Origin of the sequence: Franzmannia pantelleriensis, assembly GCF_900102875.1 — a bacterium.
Classification (GTDB): domain Bacteria; phylum Pseudomonadota; class Gammaproteobacteria; order Pseudomonadales; family Halomonadaceae; genus Franzmannia; species Franzmannia pantelleriensis.
This window is the reverse complement of the sequence record NZ_FNGH01000006.1, coordinates 200,184-219,894: the sequence shown is the minus strand read 5'-3', so window position 1 is coordinate 219,894 and position 19,711 is coordinate 200,184. Positions and strand designations below refer to the sequence as shown.

General features: G+C 65.5%; 20 protein-coding genes. 16 read left to right on the top strand and 4 right to left on the bottom strand.

Translation table 11 applies throughout. The features are described from left to right. The first annotated feature begins 68 nt into the window (after positions 1-68). The 13 genes from fliF (at position 69) to fliR (ending at position 11,429) form a co-directional block, all read left to right on the top strand. Positions 69-1,829, top strand: a complete 1,761-nt coding sequence (gene fliF / locus BLT16_RS09565; RefSeq protein WP_089658305.1) for a flagellar basal-body MS-ring/collar protein FliF — start codon at positions 69-71, stop codon at positions 1,827-1,829. Continuing rightward, entirely contained in the window at positions 1,829-2,839 is a 1,011-nt protein-coding gene (gene fliG / locus BLT16_RS09560; protein WP_245701572.1) for a flagellar motor switch protein FliG, read from the top strand. Before fliF ends, fliG begins: the two co-directional genes overlap by 1 nt. Continuing rightward, the gene (fliH, locus tag BLT16_RS09555) at positions 2,832-3,602 is read left to right on the top strand and encodes a flagellar assembly protein FliH (RefSeq protein WP_089658304.1); all 771 of its coding nucleotides are present in this window, start codon (positions 2,832-2,834) and stop codon (positions 3,600-3,602) included. The genes fliG and fliH overlap by 8 nt, the downstream gene beginning before the upstream one ends. After that, positions 3,595-4,977 (top strand): flagellar protein export ATPase FliI, encoded by a 1,383-nt coding sequence (gene fliI, locus BLT16_RS09550; RefSeq protein ID WP_089658303.1) that lies wholly within the window; start codon positions 3,595-3,597, stop codon positions 4,975-4,977. Before fliH ends, fliI begins: the two co-directional genes overlap by 8 nt. Beyond that, positions 4,978-5,439, top strand: a complete 462-nt coding sequence (gene fliJ, locus BLT16_RS09545; RefSeq protein ID WP_089658302.1) for a flagellar export protein FliJ — start codon at positions 4,978-4,980, stop codon at positions 5,437-5,439. It abuts the gene before it with no gap. A gap of 13 nt (positions 5,440-5,452) precedes the next feature. Beyond that, positions 5,453-6,823: a flagellar hook-length control protein FliK gene (locus tag BLT16_RS09540; RefSeq protein ID WP_143025057.1), complete on the top strand. Its 1,371-nt coding sequence runs from the start codon at positions 5,453-5,455 to the stop codon at positions 6,821-6,823. Positions 6,824-7,035: 212 nt separating this feature from the next. Continuing rightward, positions 7,036-7,521: a flagellar basal body-associated protein FliL gene (gene fliL / locus BLT16_RS09535; RefSeq protein WP_089658300.1), complete on the top strand. Its 486-nt coding sequence runs from the start codon at positions 7,036-7,038 to the stop codon at positions 7,519-7,521. Positions 7,522-7,568: 47 nt separating this feature from the next. Next, positions 7,569-8,627 carry a flagellar motor switch protein FliM gene (gene fliM, locus BLT16_RS09530; RefSeq protein ID WP_089658299.1) on the top strand — a complete coding sequence of 353 codons (1,059 nt, stop codon included), beginning with the start codon at positions 7,569-7,571 and terminating at the stop codon, positions 8,625-8,627. Continuing rightward, complete coding sequence (fliN, locus tag BLT16_RS09525; RefSeq protein ID WP_089658298.1) at positions 8,620-9,123, top strand: flagellar motor switch protein FliN; 504 nt, start codon at positions 8,620-8,622, stop codon at positions 9,121-9,123. The genes fliM and fliN overlap by 8 nt, the downstream gene beginning before the upstream one ends. Further along, the gene (gene fliO / locus BLT16_RS09520; protein ID WP_089658297.1) at positions 9,120-9,578 is read left to right on the top strand and encodes a flagellar biosynthetic protein FliO; all 459 of its coding nucleotides are present in this window, start codon (positions 9,120-9,122) and stop codon (positions 9,576-9,578) included. The genes fliN and fliO overlap by 4 nt, the downstream gene beginning before the upstream one ends. An 8-nt stretch (positions 9,579-9,586) precedes the next feature. Then, the gene (gene fliP, locus BLT16_RS09515) at positions 9,587-10,336 is read left to right on the top strand and encodes a flagellar type III secretion system pore protein FliP (protein ID WP_089658352.1); all 750 of its coding nucleotides are present in this window, start codon (positions 9,587-9,589) and stop codon (positions 10,334-10,336) included. A gap of 19 nt (positions 10,337-10,355) precedes the next feature. Continuing rightward, a complete protein-coding gene (gene fliQ, locus BLT16_RS09510; RefSeq protein WP_089658296.1) occupies positions 10,356-10,625 on the top strand; it encodes a flagellar biosynthesis protein FliQ in 270 nt (89 codons plus the stop codon). Between the two features lie 12 nt (positions 10,626-10,637). Continuing rightward, positions 10,638-11,429: a flagellar biosynthetic protein FliR gene (gene fliR, locus BLT16_RS09505; protein WP_089658295.1), complete on the top strand. Its 792-nt coding sequence runs from the start codon at positions 10,638-10,640 to the stop codon at positions 11,427-11,429. A gap of 9 nt (positions 11,430-11,438) precedes the next feature. Here the strand turns inward: fliR and BLT16_RS09500 are convergent, their stop codons facing one another. From BLT16_RS09500 to BLT16_RS09490, 3 genes are all read right to left on the bottom strand, one after another. Further along, positions 11,439-11,870 carry a low molecular weight protein-tyrosine-phosphatase gene (locus BLT16_RS09500; protein WP_089658294.1) on the bottom strand — a complete coding sequence of 144 codons (432 nt, stop codon included), beginning with the start codon at positions 11,868-11,870 and terminating at the stop codon, positions 11,439-11,441. 34 nt (positions 11,871-11,904) lie between these two features. Further along, complete coding sequence (hglS, locus tag BLT16_RS09495; RefSeq protein WP_089658293.1) at positions 11,905-13,260, bottom strand: 2-oxoadipate dioxygenase/decarboxylase HglS; 1,356 nt, start codon at positions 13,258-13,260, stop codon at positions 11,905-11,907. 70 nt (positions 13,261-13,330) lie between these two features. Beyond that, entirely contained in the window at positions 13,331-14,584 is a 1,254-nt protein-coding gene (locus BLT16_RS09490) for a 2-aminoadipate transaminase (RefSeq protein ID WP_089658292.1), read from the bottom strand. A 182-nt stretch (positions 14,585-14,766) separates the two neighbouring features. Between BLT16_RS09490 and BLT16_RS09485 the strand changes: the two genes are divergently transcribed. Then, entirely contained in the window at positions 14,767-15,675 is a 909-nt protein-coding gene (locus BLT16_RS09485) for a LysR substrate-binding domain-containing protein (RefSeq protein WP_089658351.1), read from the top strand. Here BLT16_RS09485 and gcvA read toward each other — a convergent pair. Continuing rightward, complete coding sequence (gene gcvA / locus BLT16_RS09480) at positions 15,614-16,531, bottom strand: transcriptional regulator GcvA (RefSeq protein WP_089658291.1); 918 nt, start codon at positions 16,529-16,531, stop codon at positions 15,614-15,616. The genes BLT16_RS09485 and gcvA overlap by 62 nt on opposite strands. 124 nt (positions 16,532-16,655) lie before the next feature. Between gcvA and amaB the strand changes: the two genes are divergently transcribed. Continuing rightward, on the top strand, positions 16,656-18,149 hold the full coding sequence (gene amaB, locus BLT16_RS09475; RefSeq protein ID WP_089658290.1) for an L-piperidine-6-carboxylate dehydrogenase: 1,494 nt from the start codon (positions 16,656-16,658) through the stop codon (positions 18,147-18,149). A gap of 74 nt (positions 18,150-18,223) precedes the next feature. Continuing rightward, entirely contained in the window at positions 18,224-19,681 is a 1,458-nt protein-coding gene (gene nhaC, locus BLT16_RS09470; RefSeq protein WP_089658289.1) for a Na+/H+ antiporter NhaC, read from the top strand. Positions 19,682-19,711: the final 30 nt, after the last annotated feature.

Sequence of the window (19,711 nt, the reverse complement as noted above, 5' to 3'; positions counted from 1 at the left end):
GAGCCGGATGGCGCAATGATTTTCGACACCGACATAGGGCAACGCCTCACAGCCGCAGGAGGCACGCCGTGAGCGAGGCCCAGACCAACGCTGGCGCTCAGGCCGCCGGCAGCCGCAGCAGCGAGGGTGCCGCAGCCGGCGCACGCGGCCTGTCTACCGCCAAGCTCGCCGAGCAGCTGCGCGCCAACCCGCTGGTACCGTTGATGGTCGCCGTGGCGGTGGTCATCGCGATCATCATCGCCCTGCTGCTGTGGGCCAGAAGCCCCGACTACCGCGTGCTGTACAGCAATCTCAGCGAGGCCGACGGCGGTCGCATCATCAACGAGCTAGACAACCGCGGCGTCAATTACCAGATGGGCTCCGGCGGCCAGGCCCTGCTCGTCCCCAGCGACCAGGTCCACAGCCTGCGCCTGCAGCTCGCCGAACAGGGCCTGCCCCAGGGCGGCAACGTCGGCTTCGAGCTGATGGACGACCAGGCCTTCGGGGTCAGCCAGTTCGCCGAACAGGTCAATTTCCAGCGTGGCCTGGAGGGCGAGCTATCGCGCTCCATCGAATCCCTGGGCCCGGTCAACCGCGCGCGCATCCACCTGGCCATGGCCAAGCCCTCGGTGTTCGTGCGCGAGCGCGAGCCGGCCAAGGCCTCGGTCGTGCTCACTCTGCATGGCGGCCGCAGCCTCAGCGAGGGCCAGGTCGACTCCATCGTTCACATGGTCTCGAGCAGCGTGCCGGAACTCTCCGCCGACGACGTCACCGTGGTCGACCAGGCCGGGCGCCTGCTCTCCCAGCGCGGTGGCAGCAGCCGCGACCTCGACGGCACCCAGCTGGCCTACATCGACGAAGTCGAGCGTTCCTACCAACGCCGCATCGAGAACATCCTGACCCCGATCCTCGGCAGCCAGAACGTACGCGCCCAGGTCGCCGCCCAGATCGACTTCTCCAGCCGCGAAGAGACCTCCGAGCGCTACGGCCCCAACCAGGCGCCTAACGAAGCGGCAGTACGCAGCTCGCAGCTGAATACCTCATACCGCGGCGGCGAAGAGCTCGCCCAGGGGATTCCCGGCGCGCTTACCAATACCCCGCCGGGCGTCGCACCCTCGCCGATCAACCAACCGCTCGACGAAGACGGCAACCCCATCGATGACGAACAGCTCGCCGAGGGCGGTGCCCCAAGCGACCTGCAGCACAGCAACGTCATCAACTATGAGGTCGACCGCAGCATCGCGCACATCCAGCACCGGCGCGGGCAGATCGATCGCCTCTCGGTGGCGGTGGTGGTCAACTATCGCGAAGAGACCAACGACGACGGCGAGATCGAGCGCGTCGCCCTCAGCGATCCCGAATTGGCCCAGCTCAACCGCCTGGTGCGTCAGGCCATGGGCTTCTCCGAGGCACGCGGCGACGAGATCGAAGTGGTCAACAGTCCCTTCACCCTCGATCAGGAAGAGTTCGAGCAGCGCGCCTGGTGGGAGTCGCCGGAACTCCGGGCCATGGCCATCAGCGCCGGCCGCTACCTGCTGATTGCCTTTATCGCCCTGCTGCTCTACTTGCTGCTGCTGCGCCCGCTGATCAAGCGCTACACCGAGCAGCCGCTGGCCGCCGTGGCCATGCCGGAACCCGGCCTGCGCACCAGCGTGGGCGGTCCCGAAGAGGACGACGATAGCCACGAGCAGCTCGAGGACGAGAGCACCTACGAGCCGCCGCGCAAGAAGCGCAAATCCTCGGCCTACGAACAGCAGCTCAAGGACGTACGCGAGATGGCCCAGGAAGACCCGCGCCTGATCGGCATGATCGTGCGCAGCTGGATCCAAAAAGACGAGGGCAAGAGCTGATGAGCAAGACCGCCCCTATCCCCATGAGCGGCGCTCGACGCAGCGCCATCCTGCTGCTCGCCCTCGACGAGGACAGCGCCGCCGAGGTGTTCAAATACCTGGCCCCGCGCGAGGTCCAGGAAATCAGCCAGGAGATGGCCACCCTCGACCAGGTCTCCCACGAGGAGATGCGTCAGGTGCTCAACGACTTCAATGACGAGTCCGAGCAGTTCACCGCCATCAACCTGCACTCCAGCGACCATATCCGCTCGGTGCTGACCAAGGCGTTGGGCAACGAGCGCGCCTCGAGCCTGATCGAAGACATCCTCGAGACCACCAGCACCAGCTCGGGCATCGACTCGCTCAACTTGATGGAAGGCTCGTTGGTGGCCGAGATGATCCGCGACGAACATCCGCAGATCATTGCCACCATCCTGGTGCATCTTGAGCGCAACCAGGCAGCCGATATCCTCGAACACTTCGACGACAAGCTGCGCAACGACGTAGTCCTGCGCATCGCCACCTTCAGCGGCGTGCAGCCAGCGGCGCTGCAAGAGCTCACCGAAGTCCTCGGCGGCATGCTCGACGGCCAGAACCTGAAGCGCAGCAAGATGGGCGGCGTAAGAACCGCCGCCGAGATCCTCAACCTGATGAACTCCAGTCAGGAAGAGGTGGTGATCGAGACGGTCCGCGCCCACAGCGAGGATCTGGCTCAGAAAATCATCGACGAGATGTTCCTGTTCGAGAACCTGCTCGACCTCGACAATCGCGCCATCCAGATGGTGCTCAAGGAGATCGACACCAACTCGCTGGTGATTGCCCTCAAGGGTGCGCCAGACGCGCTGATGGAAAAGTTCATGCGCAACATGTCACAGCGTGCCGCCCAGATGATGCAGGAAGACATGGAAGCCCGCGGCCCGATCCGTGTGTCTCAGGTCGAGGCCGAGCAGAAGACCATCTTGCAGGTGGTACGGCGTCTGTCAGACGCCGGCGAAATCGTCCTGAGCGGTGGAGACGACACCTATGTCTGACGCCTGGCGCGATCTCGATGATCGCGACGACGCCTGGCGGCGCTGGCAGATGGACGAGCTGGGCCAACCCCAGCGCGACCAGCAGGAGCGCGAACGCAAGCGCCGCGAGGCGATCCGCCAGCAGGCGTTCCAGCGCAACGCCGAGATCGAGGCGCTGCGCGAAAAAGTTCGCGAGGAAGCCCGTCAGGAAGGCTTTGCCGCCGGCCAGGCCGAGGGCTACCAGGCCGGCTACGAGCAGGGCCTGGCCGAGGGTCGCGAGGCCGGCGAGACGGAGCTCAAGCATCAGACAAAGAAGACCCTGGCGCCTCTCGCCCCGCTGGCGCAGCACTTCAGCGACGCGCTGACCCAGCTCGACCACGAGATTGCCGACGATCTGGTGGAGCTGGCACTGACCACCGGTCGCCAGCTTGCCGGCGACGCGCTCGACGCCCACCCCGAGCAGATCCTCGACATCGTTCGCGAGCTGCTCCACGCCGACCCAACCCTCAGCGGTCATCCGCGGCTGTGGCTGCACCCCGCTGATCTCAGCCTGGTCAAGGCACACCTCGGCGACGAATTCAGCGCTGCCGGATGGCGGCTACAGCCGGATGACACCATCAGTCGCGGCGGCTGCCGCGTAACCAGCCCCAGCGGCGAGCTGGACGCCACCTGGGAGCGGCGCTGGGCCACCATTACCGCCATGATTCGCCAGCGCAAGCAGAGCCCCAGCGCGCGCGGTGATGACAGCCAGACGGCCAGCGACGAGGAGGCCAGCGATGACTGACGCCGCCGCCCACAATCGCCACCAGGCCCACTGGCAGCAGACCCTTTCACGGGTCGGTGCGCGTATCGAGGCAGTGCCCCACTACCGCGCCAGCGGGCGCATCGTGCGCGCCACCGGCATGGTGCTCGAGGCGGTGGGGCTCAAGGTGGCACTGGGCAGCGGTTGTCGCATCGAGCTTAGCGGCCCGGGCGGTACCCACTACGCCGAAGCCGAAGTCGTGGGCTTTTCCGGCGACAAGCTGTTTCTAATGCCGCTGGCCGAGATCAGCGGGCTCTCCCCCGGCGCCCGGGTGCTACCGCTCACCGACAGCGACGGCGGCAATGCCCGGCGCTTCCCGATCGGTGATTCACTGCTGGGCCGCGTGGTCGACGGCAATGGCCGCCCCCTGGACGATCAGGGCCCCCTCGAGGACGCCCCGTTCGCCCCGCTGGCCACCCCACCGCTCAACCCGCTGTCGCGGGCGCCCATCGACGCCCAGATCGACGTCGGCATTCGCGCCATCAATGCGTTGCTCAGCGTCGGCCGCGGCCAGCGCATGGGGCTGTTCGCCGGCTCCGGCGTCGGCAAGTCGGTACTGTTGGGCATGATGGCCCGCTACACCCAAGCCGATGTGATCGTGGTCGGTCTGATCGGCGAGCGCGGCCGCGAAGTACAGGATTTCATTGACAACATCCTCGGCGAGGAAGGCCGCCGCCGCGCCGTGGTGGTCGCCGCCCCCGCCGACACCTCACCGCTGCAACGCCTGCAGGGCGCCTCCTACGCCACGCGCCTGGCCGAAGGCTTTCGCGATGCCGGCCGCAACGTACTGTTGATCATGGACTCACTGACCCGCTACGCCATGGCCCAGCGCGAGATCGCTCTGGCCATTGGCGAGCCGCCGGCCACCAAGGGCTATCCGCCCTCGGTGTTCGCCAAACTGCCGGGGCTGGTGGAGCGCGCAGGAAACGCCGAGCGCGGCGGTGGCTCGATCACCGCCTTTTATACCGTGCTCACCGAAGGCGACGATCAGCAGGACCCCATCGCCGACTCGGCGCGGGCGATCCTCGACGGCCATATCGTACTGTCGCGCACCCTGGCCGAGTCAGGCCACTACCCGGCCATCGACATCGAAGCTTCGATCAGCCGCGCCATGACCGCTATCGTCGATCCCGGCCAGCAGCGCCAGGCGCAGCAGTTCAAGCAGTTATTTTCACGTTTCCAGCGCAACCGCGACCTGATCAGCGTCGGCGCCTACAGCGCCGGCCACGACCCACAGCTCGACCAGGCCGTACAGATCTACCCACATCTAGAGCAGTTCCTGCAGCAGCGGATCGACGAGCAGGCCACGGTCGCCCAGTCGCAACAGTCGATGTCAGCACTCATTGGAGGGGCCTAAATGACGCAACAGCAACCGCTCGATACCCTGCTCGATCTGGCCAAAGAGGCGCGCGACAACGCCGGCATGGCACTCGCCAACGAGCGCCGTACTCAGCAGCACACCGTGGCCCAGCTCGATGCGCTGGGCCGCTACCGACTGGAGTACGCCCAGCGCCTGCAGGACGCTATGCATGCTGGCATCGACCCGGCCACCATGCATAACTACCAGCAGTTCCTGGCGTCACTGGACGCTGCTATCGCCCGCGCCAAGCAGGCACTCGGCGAGCAGGAGCAGCGCGTCGCCTCGAGCCAGCAGCACTGGCAGCAGGAGCAGCGCAAGCTTTCTTCCTACGATACTCTGGCCAGCCGCCGCGCCGCCCAAATCCGCCAGAAGGCCCAACGCCACGAGCAGCGCGTCAATGATGAACTCAGCGCCAACGCCATGCTGCGTCGCCGCCGCGAGCAAGACGAAAGCCACTGACAGGAGGCACTATATGGACATCACCGCGCTTCTAACGGCTCAAGCCGGCACCGGCAAGGCCGTCCAGGCCCAGCCCGGCAGCAAGCTGCCCGCCGATAGCGCCTTCGCCGAACAGCTCAGCCGCGCCGCCCAAGGCGCCGGCCTCACCCAGCTGCTGGGTGAGGCTCAGGGTAAGCACCCGCTGAGTGCCGATGGCGAACTGCCTCCCGAGCTTGCGGCGCTGGCCGAAGGGCTAACTGAAGGCGACGCCGAGAGCGAGATGATGGCGCTGCTTGAAGACGTAATGGACGATGCCGCCGGCATGGACGACCTAGCGCCTCTCGCCGCCCTGGAAGCAGCGCCCCTCGCCGCCCTGGAAGCACTGCTCAATGACACCGCCACACAGCGGCCGATGACAAACACGGTAACGCTGAGCGCGGATGAGGAGTCGGCGCTACTCGCCGAGGTCCGCCAGCGCATGGCGCTGATCGACGCTGCCGGCCGGCCGCAGGCCGAGACTGGCAAAGTGCTCACCAAGCAGCCCGGCGCCGAGCTGGCCGCCCTGCAGTCCCGCGCCCCCGGCCACGCGGAAGCAGAGGTGCGCCCGCTACGGATCGATGCCGAGCCCCTGCTGCTCGACCCCGCAGCGGCACGCGAAGCCAAGGGCAGTGGCCGCGACGCACTCACCGAGATCACCCAGCAGGCACTGCGCAGCGCCGCCCAGGCCGCGCCCACTGCCAGTCTCAGCGCCACCAGCGGCGCCACAGCCCAGCCGGCACCCTCAGCATCACAGCCAGGCAGTGACACGCCGCTATTCGCCGCGCTCGCCGGGCGCGGCGAGGCCCCCAACACAGCCAGCGGCGAGAACCAAGGCGTCCTGGCACCAGGCGCCGCCAGCGCCCAGGGCACCACCGCCAGCCCGCAGCCTCAGGGTCAGCCCGCGGCCAGCCCCAATGGCGCAGCGCTCAACGCGCCGGTGGCCAGTCAACAGTGGCAGCAGCAGCTCGGCCAGCAGCTGGTCAACCTCACCCAGCGCGGCGACCAACGCGTCGAACTGCGCCTCAACCCCGCCGAACTCGGGCCGCTGTCGGTGAGCCTCAAGATGGGCGAGAGCGGCGCCCAGGCGCAGTTCCTCTCCGCCCATGCCCAGGTTCGCGCCGCGGTCGAGCAGGCCATCCCACAGCTGCGTGAAGCCCTCGAGGAGCAGGGTATCTCACTCAGCGAAGCGATGGTCGGCGAACACGCTGGCGGCCAGCAGGGCGAGATGCAATTCGCCAACGGCGGCGGTAACGGCGCATCCGGAAGCCAGCCGAATGACACCCCAGACGGCAGCGACGAGGGCGACCACCAAGCGCCCCCGGCACGCTCCCTCGACCTCGACGGCCGCGTCGATCTCTATGCATGAGGCCCCGCATGACGGGGCATTTTCCCCACCACCCTCAATCTCTCATCCCCCCGGCCGATAACTCCTCATGAGGTCAAGGGCCATCGCTTTTTGGCAAAGCGCCAAGATACGCGGTTTAGGCCAGCCTTTTCGAACCATGGCGATGGCACGGCTATCGCCATACTGCTTTCTGGAATGCCCCCTGGGGGCGCCCATCCAACGGTGGCAAGACAATGGCAAAGAATCGCAGCGCGGGTAGCCGCAAACCCTGGTGGATCATCGGGCTCCTGATCATCCTGTTCTCGATGGGTAGCTCGGCCGCCATGTACTACATGATGGACAACCGCGACGGCTCCGAGACGGATAACGTCCAAGCCGCCGTCGAAGATCCCCGCGCCCCGGCGCCGATCTTCGTCGACATCAATCCGTTCACGGTCAACCTGCAGAGTCGCCACTACGACCAGCGGCTGCTGTACATCGGGCTGTCGCTGCGGGTCGGCAACGAGACCACCCGCGAGCTGATCGAAGAGCACATGCCGCAGGTTCGCAGCCGGCTGCTGATGCTGCTCACCAGCCAGCAGGCCGAGGCGTTGACCAGCCCAGAGGGCAAGCAACAGCTGTCGGCCGAGATCCTGGCACTGTTCGACCAGCCGCTGACCGACCCGCAGCCCTCGCTGATGGTCAATGACGTGCTCTACACCGAATTCATCGTCCAGTGACCGCGACGCTGAACCCTTGAGTCTTCACCGAGAAGTGCAATAGCGCCATGTCCCAAGACGACCTGCTCTCTCAGGAAGAGATCGACGCCCTGCTCAAGGGCGTCAGCGGCGAAGAAGAGTCCGCCCCTAGCGACAGCAAGGGTAGCGACAGCGACGCGCGCATTCGCCCCTATGATCCGGCCACGCAGCACCGGGTCATTCGCGAGCGTCTGCACGCCCTGGATATCATCAACGAACGCTTCGCGCGCCACTTCCGGATGAGCCTGTTCAACCTGCTGCGGCGCAGTGCCGACATCACCGTCGACACCGTGCGCTACCAGAGCTACAGCGACTTCGCCCGCAACGTGCCGGTGCCCACCAATCTCAACCTGGTGGCCCTCAAGCCGCTGCGCGGCTCGGCGCTGGTAGTATTTCCGCCCAGCCTGGTATTCATGGTGGTCGACAACCTGTTCGGCGGCGACGGGCGCTTTCTCACCAAGTCGGAAGGCCGCGAATTCACCCACACCGAGCAGCGCATCATTCGGCGTCTTCTCAACCTCGCCATCGACGCCTACCAGGAAGCCTGGCGCTCGGTATACCCGCTGGAGGTGGAATTCCTGCGCTCCGAGATGCAGGTCAAGTTCGCCAACATCACCAACTCGCCCAACGAGATCGTGGTCAACAGCACCTTCCATCTGGAAGTCGGCAACCTGACCAGCGATTTCCAGATCTGCATGCCCTACTCGATGATCGAGCCGCTGCGCGAACAGCTGAGTGGCCCGCTCACCGACAGCCACCCCGAAGAGGAGCGGCAGTGGGGCCAGCGCATGGCCGGTGAGATCAAGCGCTCCCACGTCGAGCTGATCGCCGACTTCGTCGATATTCCCAGCAGCATCGGCCGCGTGATGTCACTCGAGGTCGGCGACGTGCTGCCTATCGAACTGCCGGAAATCGTCACCGCCCGCGTCGACGGGGTGCCGGTGATGCGCTGCGAATACGGCAGCCAACACGGTCAGCGCGCGCTGCGCGTCAACAGCCTGATCGAGCATGCTTCGCCATCCAAGCCGGCCAAGGAAACTTTCGTCAAAGGGTCAACGCCGCAAGCCAAGGAATCCGATAATGACTGATCCCACCTCCTCTGATCCCAACAAGCCCGATCAGAACGCCACCGACGACGATTGGGCCAGCGCCATGGCCGAACAGGGCGATGCGGCGCCCGCCGACGACGACCCCTGGGCCGAAGCCCTGGCCGAACAGGCCGAGAGCGAGGCTGAGGAAGCCGCCGCCCCGGACAGCCAGCCGGAAGCCGCCGGCTCGAAGGTCTTCAAACCGCTCGACAAGGGTGAGGGCAGCGGTGCCGCCCGCGACCTCGAAATGGTCATGGACATCCCGGTCAAGCTCTCCGTGGAGCTCGGCCGCACCCGCATCACCATCAAGCAGCTTCTCGAGCTTGCTCAGGGTTCGGTGATCGAGCTCGATGGCCTGGCCGGTGAGCCCATGGACATCCTGATCAACGGCTACCTGATCGCCCAGGGCGAAGTGGTGGTAGTGGATGACAAGTACGGCATCCGCGTCACCGAGATCATCACTCCCTCAGAGCGCGTGCAGAAACTCAACCGATGAGCGATAGCGTTTCGACACCCGCGCCCACTCCCCAGGTCGATACCAGCGGCCTGGCGGCGCTCGAAGGTAGCGTAGGCACCAGCGACGCCCTGCTCGGCATGGCCGCGCTGGGCAAGACCGCCGCCGCCCTGGCGCTGGTGGTAGCGGTGATCTTCCTGTGCAGCTACCTGGTCAAACGCCTGCACCCCCAGGGCCGCCTACAAGGCCAGCACCTCAAGGTGGTGGGCAGCACCACCGTGGGCAACCGCGAGCGAGTGGTCATCGTCGACGTCGAAGGTACCTGGCTGGTACTCGGCGTGGGTGGCGGCCAGGTCAACAAGCTGCACGAATGCGCCGCGCCGGTGGACGCCTCGCCGCTCGCGCCGGAACATCCCGAGGGCAACAGCTTCGCCACGCGCTTCGCCAGCGCCTTGAAGCAGAATGCCGGCCTTGGCCGCGGCAAGGGAACGCGGTAGTGATGTCGATGAATCGCCTCGTTCTACCGTTACTGCTGGGCCTGCTGCTGTGGTGGCTGCCCGCCACCGCCTCCGCCCAGGCGACGATCCCCGGCATCATCACCCAGCCTACCGAGGATGGCGGCCAGCAGTGGTCGATGCATCTGCAGACCCTGCTGCTGCTCAGCTCGATGGCGTTTCTTCCGGCGCTGTTGCTGATGATGACTGGCTTCACCCGCATCATCATCGTGCTCAGCCTGCTGCGCACCGCCATGGGCACCCAGTCGGCGCCCCCCAACCAGGTGCTGTTGGGCCTGGCGCTGTTTCTGACCTTCTTCGTGATGTCGCCGGTATTCGCCCAGGTCTACCAGGACGCCTGGCTGCCGCTCTCCGCCGACGACATCAACTTCGACGAATTTCTGCTGGTCGCCAGCCAGCCGTTTCGCGAGTTCATGCTGGCCCAGACCCGCGAGCCGGACCTGGCGATGTTCGTGCGTCTGGCCGACGTCGGCGAGATGCAGGGCCCCGAAGACCTGCCGATGCGAGTCTTGATGCCGGCCTTCGTCACCAGCGAGCTAAAGACGGCGTTCCAGATCGGCTTCACCATCTTCATCCCCTTTCTGATCATCGACCTGGTGGTCGCCAGTACGCTGATGTCGCTGGGCATGATGATGGTGCCACCGGCGACCATCTCGCTACCGTTCAAGCTGATGCTGTTCGTCCTGGTGGATGGCTGGCAGCTGATCATCGGCTCGTTGGCCGAGAGTTTCTACATATGACCGCGGCGAGGAGACTGCAATGACACCCGAAGTCGTCATGGGGATGGCCTACCAGGGCATGCGGGTCACGCTGCTCCTGGCAGGGCCACTGCTGATCACCGCCCTGCTCACCGGCTTGACCGTCAGCCTGTTCCAGGCCGCCACCCAGATCAACGAGATGACCCTATCGTTCATCCCCAAGATTCTCGGGGTGTTCACGGTGCTGGTATTCGCCGGCCCCTGGCTGCTCAAGCTGATCAGCGACTTCACCCGCGAGCTGTTCACCAACATCCCGCTGATGTTGAGCTGACGGTGTAGGCTCATGGTCGAGGTGACCTTCGCCCAGCTGCAGACCTGGCTGATGCTATTTCTGTGGCCTTTCGTGCGCATTACCGCGTTTCTGATGGCCTCACCGCTGCTGGGTCACTCGGCGGTCCCCAATCAGGCCAAGATCGGCCTGGCGGTACTTCTCACCGTGGTCATCGGCCCCGGCCTGCCCGAGCTCCCCGACGCGCCGATCGTCTCCTGGGCAAGCCTCGGCATCATGGTCGAGCAGATGCTGATCGGTATCGCTATCGGGCTGACAATGCACGTGATGTTTGCGGTAGTGCAGGCGGCGGGGGAATTTATCGGCCTGCAGATGGGCCTGGCCTTTGCGACCTTCTTCGACGCCGGCAGCGGCACCAACACCATGATCCTGTCGCGGGTGTTCTACATGATCACCCTGCTGATGTTCCTGGCCTTCAACGGCCACCTGATCGTGATCGAGATCCTCGCCTCGACCTTCGTCACCCTGCCGATCGGCATGGGCGGCTTCAACGCCGGCGCCTTCGAAATGCTGGTGCGCTTCGGCGGCACTATCTTCGTCTCGGGGATGCTACTGGCGCTACCGCTGGTCGGCTCGCTGCTGATCATCAACCTGTCGTTGGGCATCCTCAACCGCTCGGCGCCACAGCTCACGGTCTTCAATATCGGCTTCCCCACCTCGCTGACCGTGGGCATTTTCCTGCTGATGGTACTGATGACCGACTTCGCGCGCTTCCTGCAGCGGCTGTTCAGCGACAGCCTGGGGTTCCTGCAGAGCCTGCTCGAGGCGATGGCGCCGCTGAACTGATGTCTCGCCTTACTCAAGGCGAGCGGCCCACGCCGTGGCTGCCGCCTTGAGTTGTTCGTGAGTACGTGCAAACACCTCCACTGACTGGCGGTAGGGGTCTTCGATTTCGCAATCACCTAGCCACTTGCCAAATAACATCGTCTTGCCCCACGACTCAGGCACCATCTGCACCACACCGTCACGCTGTGCCCGCCCCATGACCAATATCAATTGATGATTGTGCACCAACTCAGGCGTTAGCTGCCGCGCCAGGTGATCATCGACCCTCAGTCCGTCACGTTCAGCGAGGCTTCGTGCAGCGGGGTCGACCGGCCGACCGATACAGGCAGCCAGTCCCGCACTCGCGATAGCGCGACCGGGGAGGTGAGACGTCAGAAAGGCCGCACCTACCGGGCTGCGGCAAATATTGCCGGTACATACCACCAAAATCTTCTGGAACATGCCTCCCTCCTTGCGATACATCCAAGCCAACATCCTACCGCAGTAGGCTCAGCGCCTGTGCCAGCGACACCTCTTGCCGCTGCTGGTAGAGTGCGATCTCGTCGATGACCGCAGCCCCTAGCGCCTCCTCGAACTGCGCCTGGTTGGAGTGGCTGGCGTACTCGTCGTGCACGCCGTCGCCGAGGTTGGACTGGAAGATCCCCGCGGCGCTGACAGGCAGGAAGTCTTCGTAGGTCATGGGCGTGGCGACCAGCGCACCTTCGGCAATCAAGGCTTCGACGTCAGGCTCGCCGCCGACTCCGCTATCGGCGGTCGCACCCGACACGGCGCGGTAGTGAAAGAACGCCAGGCCGTCACGACGCAGCGTGGCGGGATCGTCAGGGAAGTCGGCAAACACCTCACTCAGTTGCGCCTGGTGGCTGACGTTGTCGGCGGCCGGGCCGCCCTTCCGCGAGGCCGTCAGCAGTCGATCGTAGCGCTCACGGCCCTTGCGCGTCAGCGCCACACCGCGCTGCTCGATCTCGCCGAAGCGCGCGGTGTGGTGGCCTTCGGCGGCGTCGGCGAAGCGGATCGGCTCCTCCAGCGCCTTGAAGCTGGTTTGCCGCAACAGGATCGGGCAGGCGCGGCGCGGCGGGCCTTCGATGATCGCCTTGGGGTCGATGCCGGCCTCGGGCATGCGCTGCTGAACGGCGTCGATATCCAGCGTACGCGGCGTCAGGTGGTTGATATGTGGGCCGCGAAAGCACACCACGTCGGCGATCAGGCGGTGCTCGTCGCTCAACGCGCGGTAGGTGCCCAGGTCGACGGTGGCCTCGCGGTGCCAGCGGAAGGTTTCCAGCGCCTCGGCCACGAAGCGCTCGGCCTGCTCGGCATCCAGCCCGCCCTGGCGCTCGGCGGTGGCGATCAGCTCCCGCGCCCCCGGGGTAAAGATATCGCGGGCGGCGAGGATCTCGGCGGCGCGCTGGCGCAGCGCGGCGTCTTCGATCAGCTCCAGGCGCAGCAGCGAGGTGAACACGCGGAACGGGTTGCGCTTGAGGGCAGCGTCGTCCACCGGGCGAAACGCCGTGGAGTGCACCGGCACGCCGGCCTCGGACAGGTCGTAGTAGCCTACCGGGTGCATGCCCATCACCGCGAACAACCGGCGCAGCATGGCCAGCTCATCCGGGGTGCCGACGCGAATTGCGCCGTGGCGCTCCACGTCCAGCCTCGCCAGCTCATCGCTGTCGCGCAGCTCGGCCGCCAGCGTGGGGTCGGCGTCCAGGGTCTCGCGGTTGACCGCCTCGACCAGCGCCAAAAGGCTGCCGTACTGCGGCACCTCGTGGCGGTACATCTCCGACATCGCCTTGGCGAAGTTACCGCGAATCTCGTCTGTGGCTATCCAATTGCTCATCTTGGCCTCCTGTGGCCGGTCTGTACTCAGCATAGAATGATCCAGGCGTAAAGGGATCTGGGCAGGCGGCTCAGGCCGCGAGCGACTCGAGGGCGCGCTCGAGGATCGCCAGGCCTTCGTCGAGCCGTTCGGGCTCGATGGTCAGCGGCATCAGCAGCCGGAGCACGTTCTTGTGCCGCCCGCTGGGCATCAACAGCAGGCCATGCTCACGGGCCTTGGCCAGCAGAGCAGCCAGGTGCTGGCTGCCGCTGGCGGCGGCGGTATCGTGGAAAACGATGCCGCGCATGGCACCGATCCCGGTCAGCTCGCCGAGCATCGGAAAGCGCTCGCTGGCCTGCCAGCGGCGGTGCGCCGCCACGATGGCCTGCTCGACCCGCGCGCCCCACTCGCTCAGCCGTGGCTCGCTCATGACCTGCATCACCGCTTTGGCCGCGGCGCAGGCCACCGGGTTGCCGGAGTAGGTACCGCCCAGCCCGCCCTTGGGCAAGGCGTTCATGATCGCCTCGCGCCCCGCCACTGCGGCCAGCGGCAGGCCGCCGGCCATGCTCTTGCCCATCAGCAGCAGGTCGGGCTCGATGCCCAGGTGCGAGAAAGCGAATCGCGTGCCGCTGCGCCCGAAGCCGGACTGGATCTCGTCGATGATCAAGACGATACCGTGTTGGTCGCAGACCTCACGCAGCTGCTCGGCAAAGGCGCGGTCGAGCAGGCGAAAGCCGCCCTCGCCCTGCACCGGCTCGACCACGATGGCGGCCACTTCATCAGCCGGCACCTCGACCTCGAACAGCCGCGCCAGGGCCGCCAGGCTCTGCTCGGCGCTGACGCCTCCGTCGGCGCTGGGGAACGGCAGGTGGTAGACCGGGCCTGGCAGCGCACCGAGCCGGCGCTTGTAGGGCGCCACCTTGCCGTTGAGATTGAGCGCCGCCAGGGTACGGCCGTGAAAAGCATCGTCGAAGGCGATCACCGCCTGGCGGCCGGTGTACCCGCGCGCCACTTTCAGCGCGTTCTCGGTCGCCTCGGCGCCGCTGTTAGTGAGCATGCAGCTAAGCGGGTAGCTGACCGGCACGAACGCCTGCAGCGCTTCGACCACATCGAGATAGCTGCGGTGCGGCACGGCGTTGAACGCCGAGTGGGTCAGGCGGCCGAGCTGGGCAACCGCCGCCTCGACGATCGCCGGATGGCAGTGCCCCAAGTTGAGTACGCCGATGCCGCCGACGAAGTCGATATAGCGACGCCCCTGCTCGTCCCATACCTCGGCATTGTGGCCGCGTTCGACACAGATGGGGTGCACCACCCCCATCGACTCGCTGACGAAAGGGAGCTCCATGCGCTGTCGTTCCTCCTGCTGATGAGCGGCTGTGCGCTTATCAGAGCAGAGCCCGGCGCGGGCCTCAAACGAAAAAAAGCACGCTATGCATTCCATTTCATCATAGACATGAGGGAGCATGGCAATTAAATGGCTGTATAACAGCCTTTTCCGCATCTTTTATGCCAGCATGGAATTTTAGACTGATGACACGCAACCTCCCCTCCACCACCGCCATGCAGTGCTTCGAGGCCGCCGCGCGGCACAAGAGCTTCACCCGGGCCGCCGAGGCGCTGAGCCTAACCCAGAGCGCGGTGAGCAAGCAGGTCGCGCAGCTCGAGGCCCACCTGCAGCACAAGCTGTTCCGCCGCGTGCGGCGCAGCCTGGTATTGACCCCGGAGGGGGCGATCTACCTCAGCGACGTGCGCAAGGTGCTGGCGCAGATCGAGATGTCGACCCACGCCATCATGACCTACAGCGGCAATAGCGAGGTGCTCAAGGTCGCCACCCTGCCCAGCTTCGGCGCGCGCTGGCTGGCCGACCGTCTGCCGGCGTTCCTCGCCGACAACCCGCGGATCAGCCTGGAGTTCCACGACCGGGTGGAGGACTTCGACCTCGAGCAGCAGAATATCGACGTAGCGTTCTTCTACGGCCACGGCAGCTGGCCGGACCTGGAGTGCCACAAGCTCGCCGACGAGGAGATGGTCGCCGTGGCCGCGCCCGAGCTTCTGGCCAAGCACGCGCCGAGCGGCGCCCGCGATCTCGCAGAGCTACCGCTGCTGCATCTCTCGACCCGCCCGGAAGCCTGGCATCAGTGGTTTACCGAGCAGCAGCTCGGCACCGACCGCAGTTATCACGGCACCCGCTTCGAGACCTTTCCGATGCTGATACGCACCGCCATGGCCGGCGGCGGCGTGGCGCTGGTACCGCGCTTCACGGTAGACGAAGAGCTTGCCGCCGAGCGCCTGGTCATCACCTCCCCCCACCGCCTACGCAGCGCCAGCGCCTACTATCTGGTCTATCCGGAACATCTCGGCGAACTGGCCAAGGTCAGGCGCTTTGTGGGGCATATTCTGGCATCGCTGTCGCCCGCTCGCGAATCCACTCGATAAACGAGCGCACCTTGTAGAGCTCGGCCATGTGCTCGGGATACGCCATGTAGTAGGCATCGCGGCTTTTTAGCGCAAACGGCCAGGGCATCACCAACTTGCCCTCCTGAAGTTCTTCTTCCGCCAGGAAGCGAGGCACCAGCGCCACGCCACATCCCGCCTGGGCGGCACGCAGCGCCATATAAAACGTATCGAAGCGCGGCCCGTGATAGCTGTGCTCGGTGTACTGCTGCTGGGCCTCGAACCAGTCGTGCCAGGCCTCGGGGCGCGTCGCGCTCTGCAACAGCACTAGTTGCGTCACGTCCAGCGGCTGGTCGATGGCGACCCGCTGTAGCGCCTCGGGCGAGCAGACCGCAATCATCTCTTCGTCGAGCAGCTTGATGCACTCGGCGCGCGGCCAGGCGCCGTGGCCGAAGAAGAACGCCACGTCGATGCGCTCCTGATGCAGATCGAAGGGTTCGACCCGGTTGCTGATGTTGAGGTTGATGCGTGGATAGCGGAAGCGGAAACCGTTGAGCCGCGGGATCAGCCAGCGTGCGCCGAAGGTCGGCAGCGTAGCCACATTGAGCACATCGCTCTCGCCGCCATAGGACTGCATATAACGGGTCGACATCTCGACCTGGGCGAGGATCTTGCGCGCTTCCGACAGATACACCGCCCCCTCCGGGGTGAGATGCAGCCGCCGACGTATGCGTCGAAATAGCGGATGCTCGAGCACCGATTCGAGCTGGGCGACCTGTTTGCTCACCGCGCTCTGGGTCAGGCTCAGCTCATCGGCGGCGCGGGTAAAGCTCAGGTGCCGAGCCGCCGCCTCGAAGCACTGCAGCCCGGCCAGGGAAGGAAGGTGGCGCCGACTCATGGGCCCTCCTCAGGTCACGATTTTATGGAATGATGTGGTTAGTAAACATCGTTTGATGGCGCTTAACCATGGTGGCGATACTCGATCTACGCTTTCGCGATTAACGACAACGATAGGAGTTAGAATGATCGACGATATCATGCAGCGGCTTGGTGTGGCGCCTACGCAGTACCGTGAGGGCGCTCTGGCAGTCACTACACCGGTGGACGGCAGCGTCATCGGCCAGGTGCATCCTGCCTCACAGGCCCAGGTCGACGTGCAGATTGACACCGCCGAGGCCGCCTTCCACGCCTGGCGTGAGGTCCCGGCGCCGCGCCGCGGCGAGCTGGTACGCCTGTTCGGCGAACAGCTGCGCGCTCACAAGGATGACTTGGGGGCACTGGTCACCTGGGAGTGCGGCAAGATCCTCCAGGAGGGGCTGGGCGAGGTGCAGGAGATGATCGATATCTGCGATCTCGCCGTCGGCCAGTCTCGCCAGCTGTTCGGCCTGACCATCGCCTCCGAGCGCCCCGGCCACCATATGCGCGAGAGCTGGCACCCGCTGGGGCCGATCGGTCTGATCACCGCGTTCAATTTCCCGGTGGCGCCCTGGGCCTGGAATGCTGCCCTGGCGCTGGTGTGCGGTAATAGCCTGCTGTGGAAGCCTTCCGAGAAGACCCCACTGACGGCCCTGGCCTGCCAGGCACTACTCGAACGCGCCATGTCAGACTTCGGCGATGAGGCCCCGCAGGGCCTGAGCCAGGTGATCATCGGTGAGCGCGAGGCTGGCGAGCGGGTGGTGGATGACCCGCGCGTGGCGCTGGTCAGCGCCACCGGCAGCACCCGCATGGGCCGCGAGGTGGGCCCGCGGGTCGCCGCGCGTTTCGGCCGCAGCATCCTCGAGCTGGGTGGCAACAACGCCATGATCCTGGCGCCCAGCGCCGATCTCGATATGGCCACCCGCGCCATCCTGTTCTCGGCGGTGGGCACCGCCGGGCAGCGCTGCACCACGCTGCGCCGCCTGATCGTCCATGAATCGATCAAGGACGAAGTGGTTTCGCGACTCAAGAAGGCCTATGCCGGGGTCTCCATCGGCAATCCCCTGGAAGGCAAGCTGGTCGGTCCGCTGATCGACCGCCAGGCATTCGATGCCATGCAGGGTGTACTCGCCAAGGCCCGCGACCAGGGCGCACTGGTGTTCGGCGGCGAGCGCCAGCTCAGCGATACCCACCCCGAGGGCTACTACGTGTCGCCGGCCATCGTCGAGATGCGCGAGCAGAACGAGCTGGTCAGGCACGAGACCTTTGCGCCGATTCTCTACGTGATGAGCTATCGCGAGCTGGATGAGGCGATCGCCATGAACAATGACGTGCCACAGGGGCTGTCGTCGTGCATCTTCACCACCGACGTGCGCGAGGCGGAAACCTTCGTCTCGGATGTCGGCAGCGACTGCGGTATCGCCAACGTCAATATCGGCCCCAGCGGTGCCGAGATCGGTGGCGCCTTCGGCGGCGAGAAAGAGACCGGCGGTGGTCGTGAGTCGGGTTCCGACGTATGGAAGAGCTACATGCGTCGCCAGACCAACACCGTCAACTACTCCCGTGAACTGCCGCTGGCACAGGGCATCAAGTTCGATTAAGCGTTACGCCCCCGTCTTCGCGACGGGGGCATGCCTGCTTCTCTTCGCGACAACGATAACAAGGAAGGCACCTCATGAATGACGATATCCGTATCGGCCCGCCTCCCGGGCTGACGATGGCGCTATTGCCGCTGTTGGTCACCACCGCCGTACTGATCCTGCAGTTCTTCGTTTTTGCCGATTTCACCCCTCACATTCCCTTGGCCTGCGGGATCATGGTCTGCGCCTTTTTCGGGCGCCTGCGGGGTATCCGCTGGACGCAGATGGAGGCCTCGATGCTGGAGGTGGTCAAGATCGGCATTCCGGCGATCTTCATCCTCATGGCAGTCGGCATGGTGATCGGGACCTGGATCCTATCCGGCACCGTGCCAATGCTGATCTATTACGGTTTCCATATGATCTCGCCGTCGGTGTTTCTGGTCGCCACCTGTTTGATCAGCGCGCTGGTCTCGCTGGCCACCGGCACCTCCTGGGGGACCGTGGGCACCCTGGGTATCGCGCTGATGGGCATCGGCGAAGGCCTCGGCATTCCCATGTACCTGACCGGCGGCGCGCTGGTGTCAGGCGCCTTCTTCGGCGACAAGATGTCGCCGCTCTCGGAAACCACTAACCTGACTCCGGCGGTGTGCGAGACCGACCTGTGGAGCCATATCAAGAGCATGATGGCGACCACCGTGCCGGCCATCGTGATTGCGCTGATTCTCTATGCCTGGCTCGGCGCCGGCTACGCCGATCAGCTCGAGCGCACCACCGATATCACTACCTTCCGTGAGACGCTGGCGGATACCTTTACCCTCTCGTGGATCACCATGATTCCCCCGGTGGTGGTGATCGGCATGGCGCTGGCCAAGCTGCCGCCCTTTCCCACCATCTTTACCGGCGCGGCGCTCGGCGGCCTGGTGGCCATCGGCATCCAGGGCGAGAGCCTGCACACCGTGTTCGATGTGATGCAGAACGGCTACACCAGCGATACCGGCAGCGGCGCCATCGACGAGCTATTGAGCAGCGGCGGCGTGCTGTCGATGACCTGGGTGGTGACGCTGACCTTCTTCGCACTGGGGTTTGCCGGGATGCTCGAGGCCTACGGCACCATCGACGCCATCATCCAGCGCTTGATGCGCCTGATACGCGGCCGCTTCAGCCTGGTGGCGACCAGCTCGGGCACCACGCTGGCGGTGAGCACTATCATCGGTGACGTCTACACCACGCTGGTGTTGCCCGGCCGCCTGCTCAAGGGCCAATACCAGGCGATGGGCTACAAGACCACGACCCTGTCACGCAGCATCGAGGACAATGGCACGCTCTCCTCACCGTTGATTCCATGGAACATGGGCGGTGGTTTCGTCGCCTCGACCATCGGCGTGCCGACCCTGGTCTATGCGCCGTTCGCCTTCGCTTGCTGGCTCTCGCCGCTGTTCGGTCTGCTGTGGGGCCTCACCGGTCACTTCATCCCGCGGGAAGCGCACGATCAGCCACCTGACACCGGCGCTCCCGAGCCCGAATACCGGCTGGCTAGCGGTCCTTCATCGTAATAGGCGATAGGCGGCGCTCCTGCCGCATGG

Bases quoted from the DNA above. Each gene is read 5' to 3' on its own strand.
- fliG (WP_245701572.1), top strand. From the start codon at position 1,829: ATGAGCAAGACCGCCCCTATCCCCATGAGCGGCGCTCGACGCAGCGCC.
- fliH (WP_089658304.1), top strand. From the start codon at position 2,832: ATGTCTGACGCCTGGCGCGATCTCGATGATCGCGACGACGCCTGGCGG.
- fliI (WP_089658303.1), top strand. From the start codon at position 3,595: ATGACTGACGCCGCCGCCCACAATCGCCACCAGGCCCACTGGCAGCAG.
- fliJ (WP_089658302.1), top strand. From the start codon at position 4,978: ATGACGCAACAGCAACCGCTCGATACCCTGCTCGATCTGGCCAAAGAG.
- BLT16_RS09540 (WP_143025057.1), top strand. From the start codon at position 5,453: ATGGACATCACCGCGCTTCTAACGGCTCAAGCCGGCACCGGCAAGGCC.
- fliL (WP_089658300.1), top strand. From the start codon at position 7,036: ATGGCAAAGAATCGCAGCGCGGGTAGCCGCAAACCCTGGTGGATCATC.
- fliM (WP_089658299.1), top strand. From the start codon at position 7,569: ATGTCCCAAGACGACCTGCTCTCTCAGGAAGAGATCGACGCCCTGCTC.
- fliN (WP_089658298.1), top strand. From the start codon at position 8,620: ATGACTGATCCCACCTCCTCTGATCCCAACAAGCCCGATCAGAACGCC.
- fliO (WP_089658297.1), top strand. From the start codon at position 9,120: ATGAGCGATAGCGTTTCGACACCCGCGCCCACTCCCCAGGTCGATACC.
- fliP (WP_089658352.1), top strand. From the start codon at position 9,587: ATGAATCGCCTCGTTCTACCGTTACTGCTGGGCCTGCTGCTGTGGTGG.
- fliQ (WP_089658296.1), top strand. From the start codon at position 10,356: ATGACACCCGAAGTCGTCATGGGGATGGCCTACCAGGGCATGCGGGTC.
- fliR (WP_089658295.1), top strand. From the start codon at position 10,638: ATGGTCGAGGTGACCTTCGCCCAGCTGCAGACCTGGCTGATGCTATTT.
- BLT16_RS09500 (WP_089658294.1), bottom strand. From the start codon at position 11,870: ATGTTCCAGAAGATTTTGGTGGTATGTACCGGCAATATTTGCCGCAGC.
- hglS (WP_089658293.1), bottom strand. From the start codon at position 13,260: ATGAGCAATTGGATAGCCACAGACGAGATTCGCGGTAACTTCGCCAAG.
- BLT16_RS09490 (WP_089658292.1), bottom strand. From the start codon at position 14,584: ATGGAGCTCCCTTTCGTCAGCGAGTCGATGGGGGTGGTGCACCCCATC.
- gcvA (WP_089658291.1), bottom strand. From the start codon at position 16,531: ATGAGTCGGCGCCACCTTCCTTCCCTGGCCGGGCTGCAGTGCTTCGAG.
- amaB (WP_089658290.1), top strand. From the start codon at position 16,656: ATGATCGACGATATCATGCAGCGGCTTGGTGTGGCGCCTACGCAGTAC.
- nhaC (WP_089658289.1), top strand. From the start codon at position 18,224: ATGAATGACGATATCCGTATCGGCCCGCCTCCCGGGCTGACGATGGCG.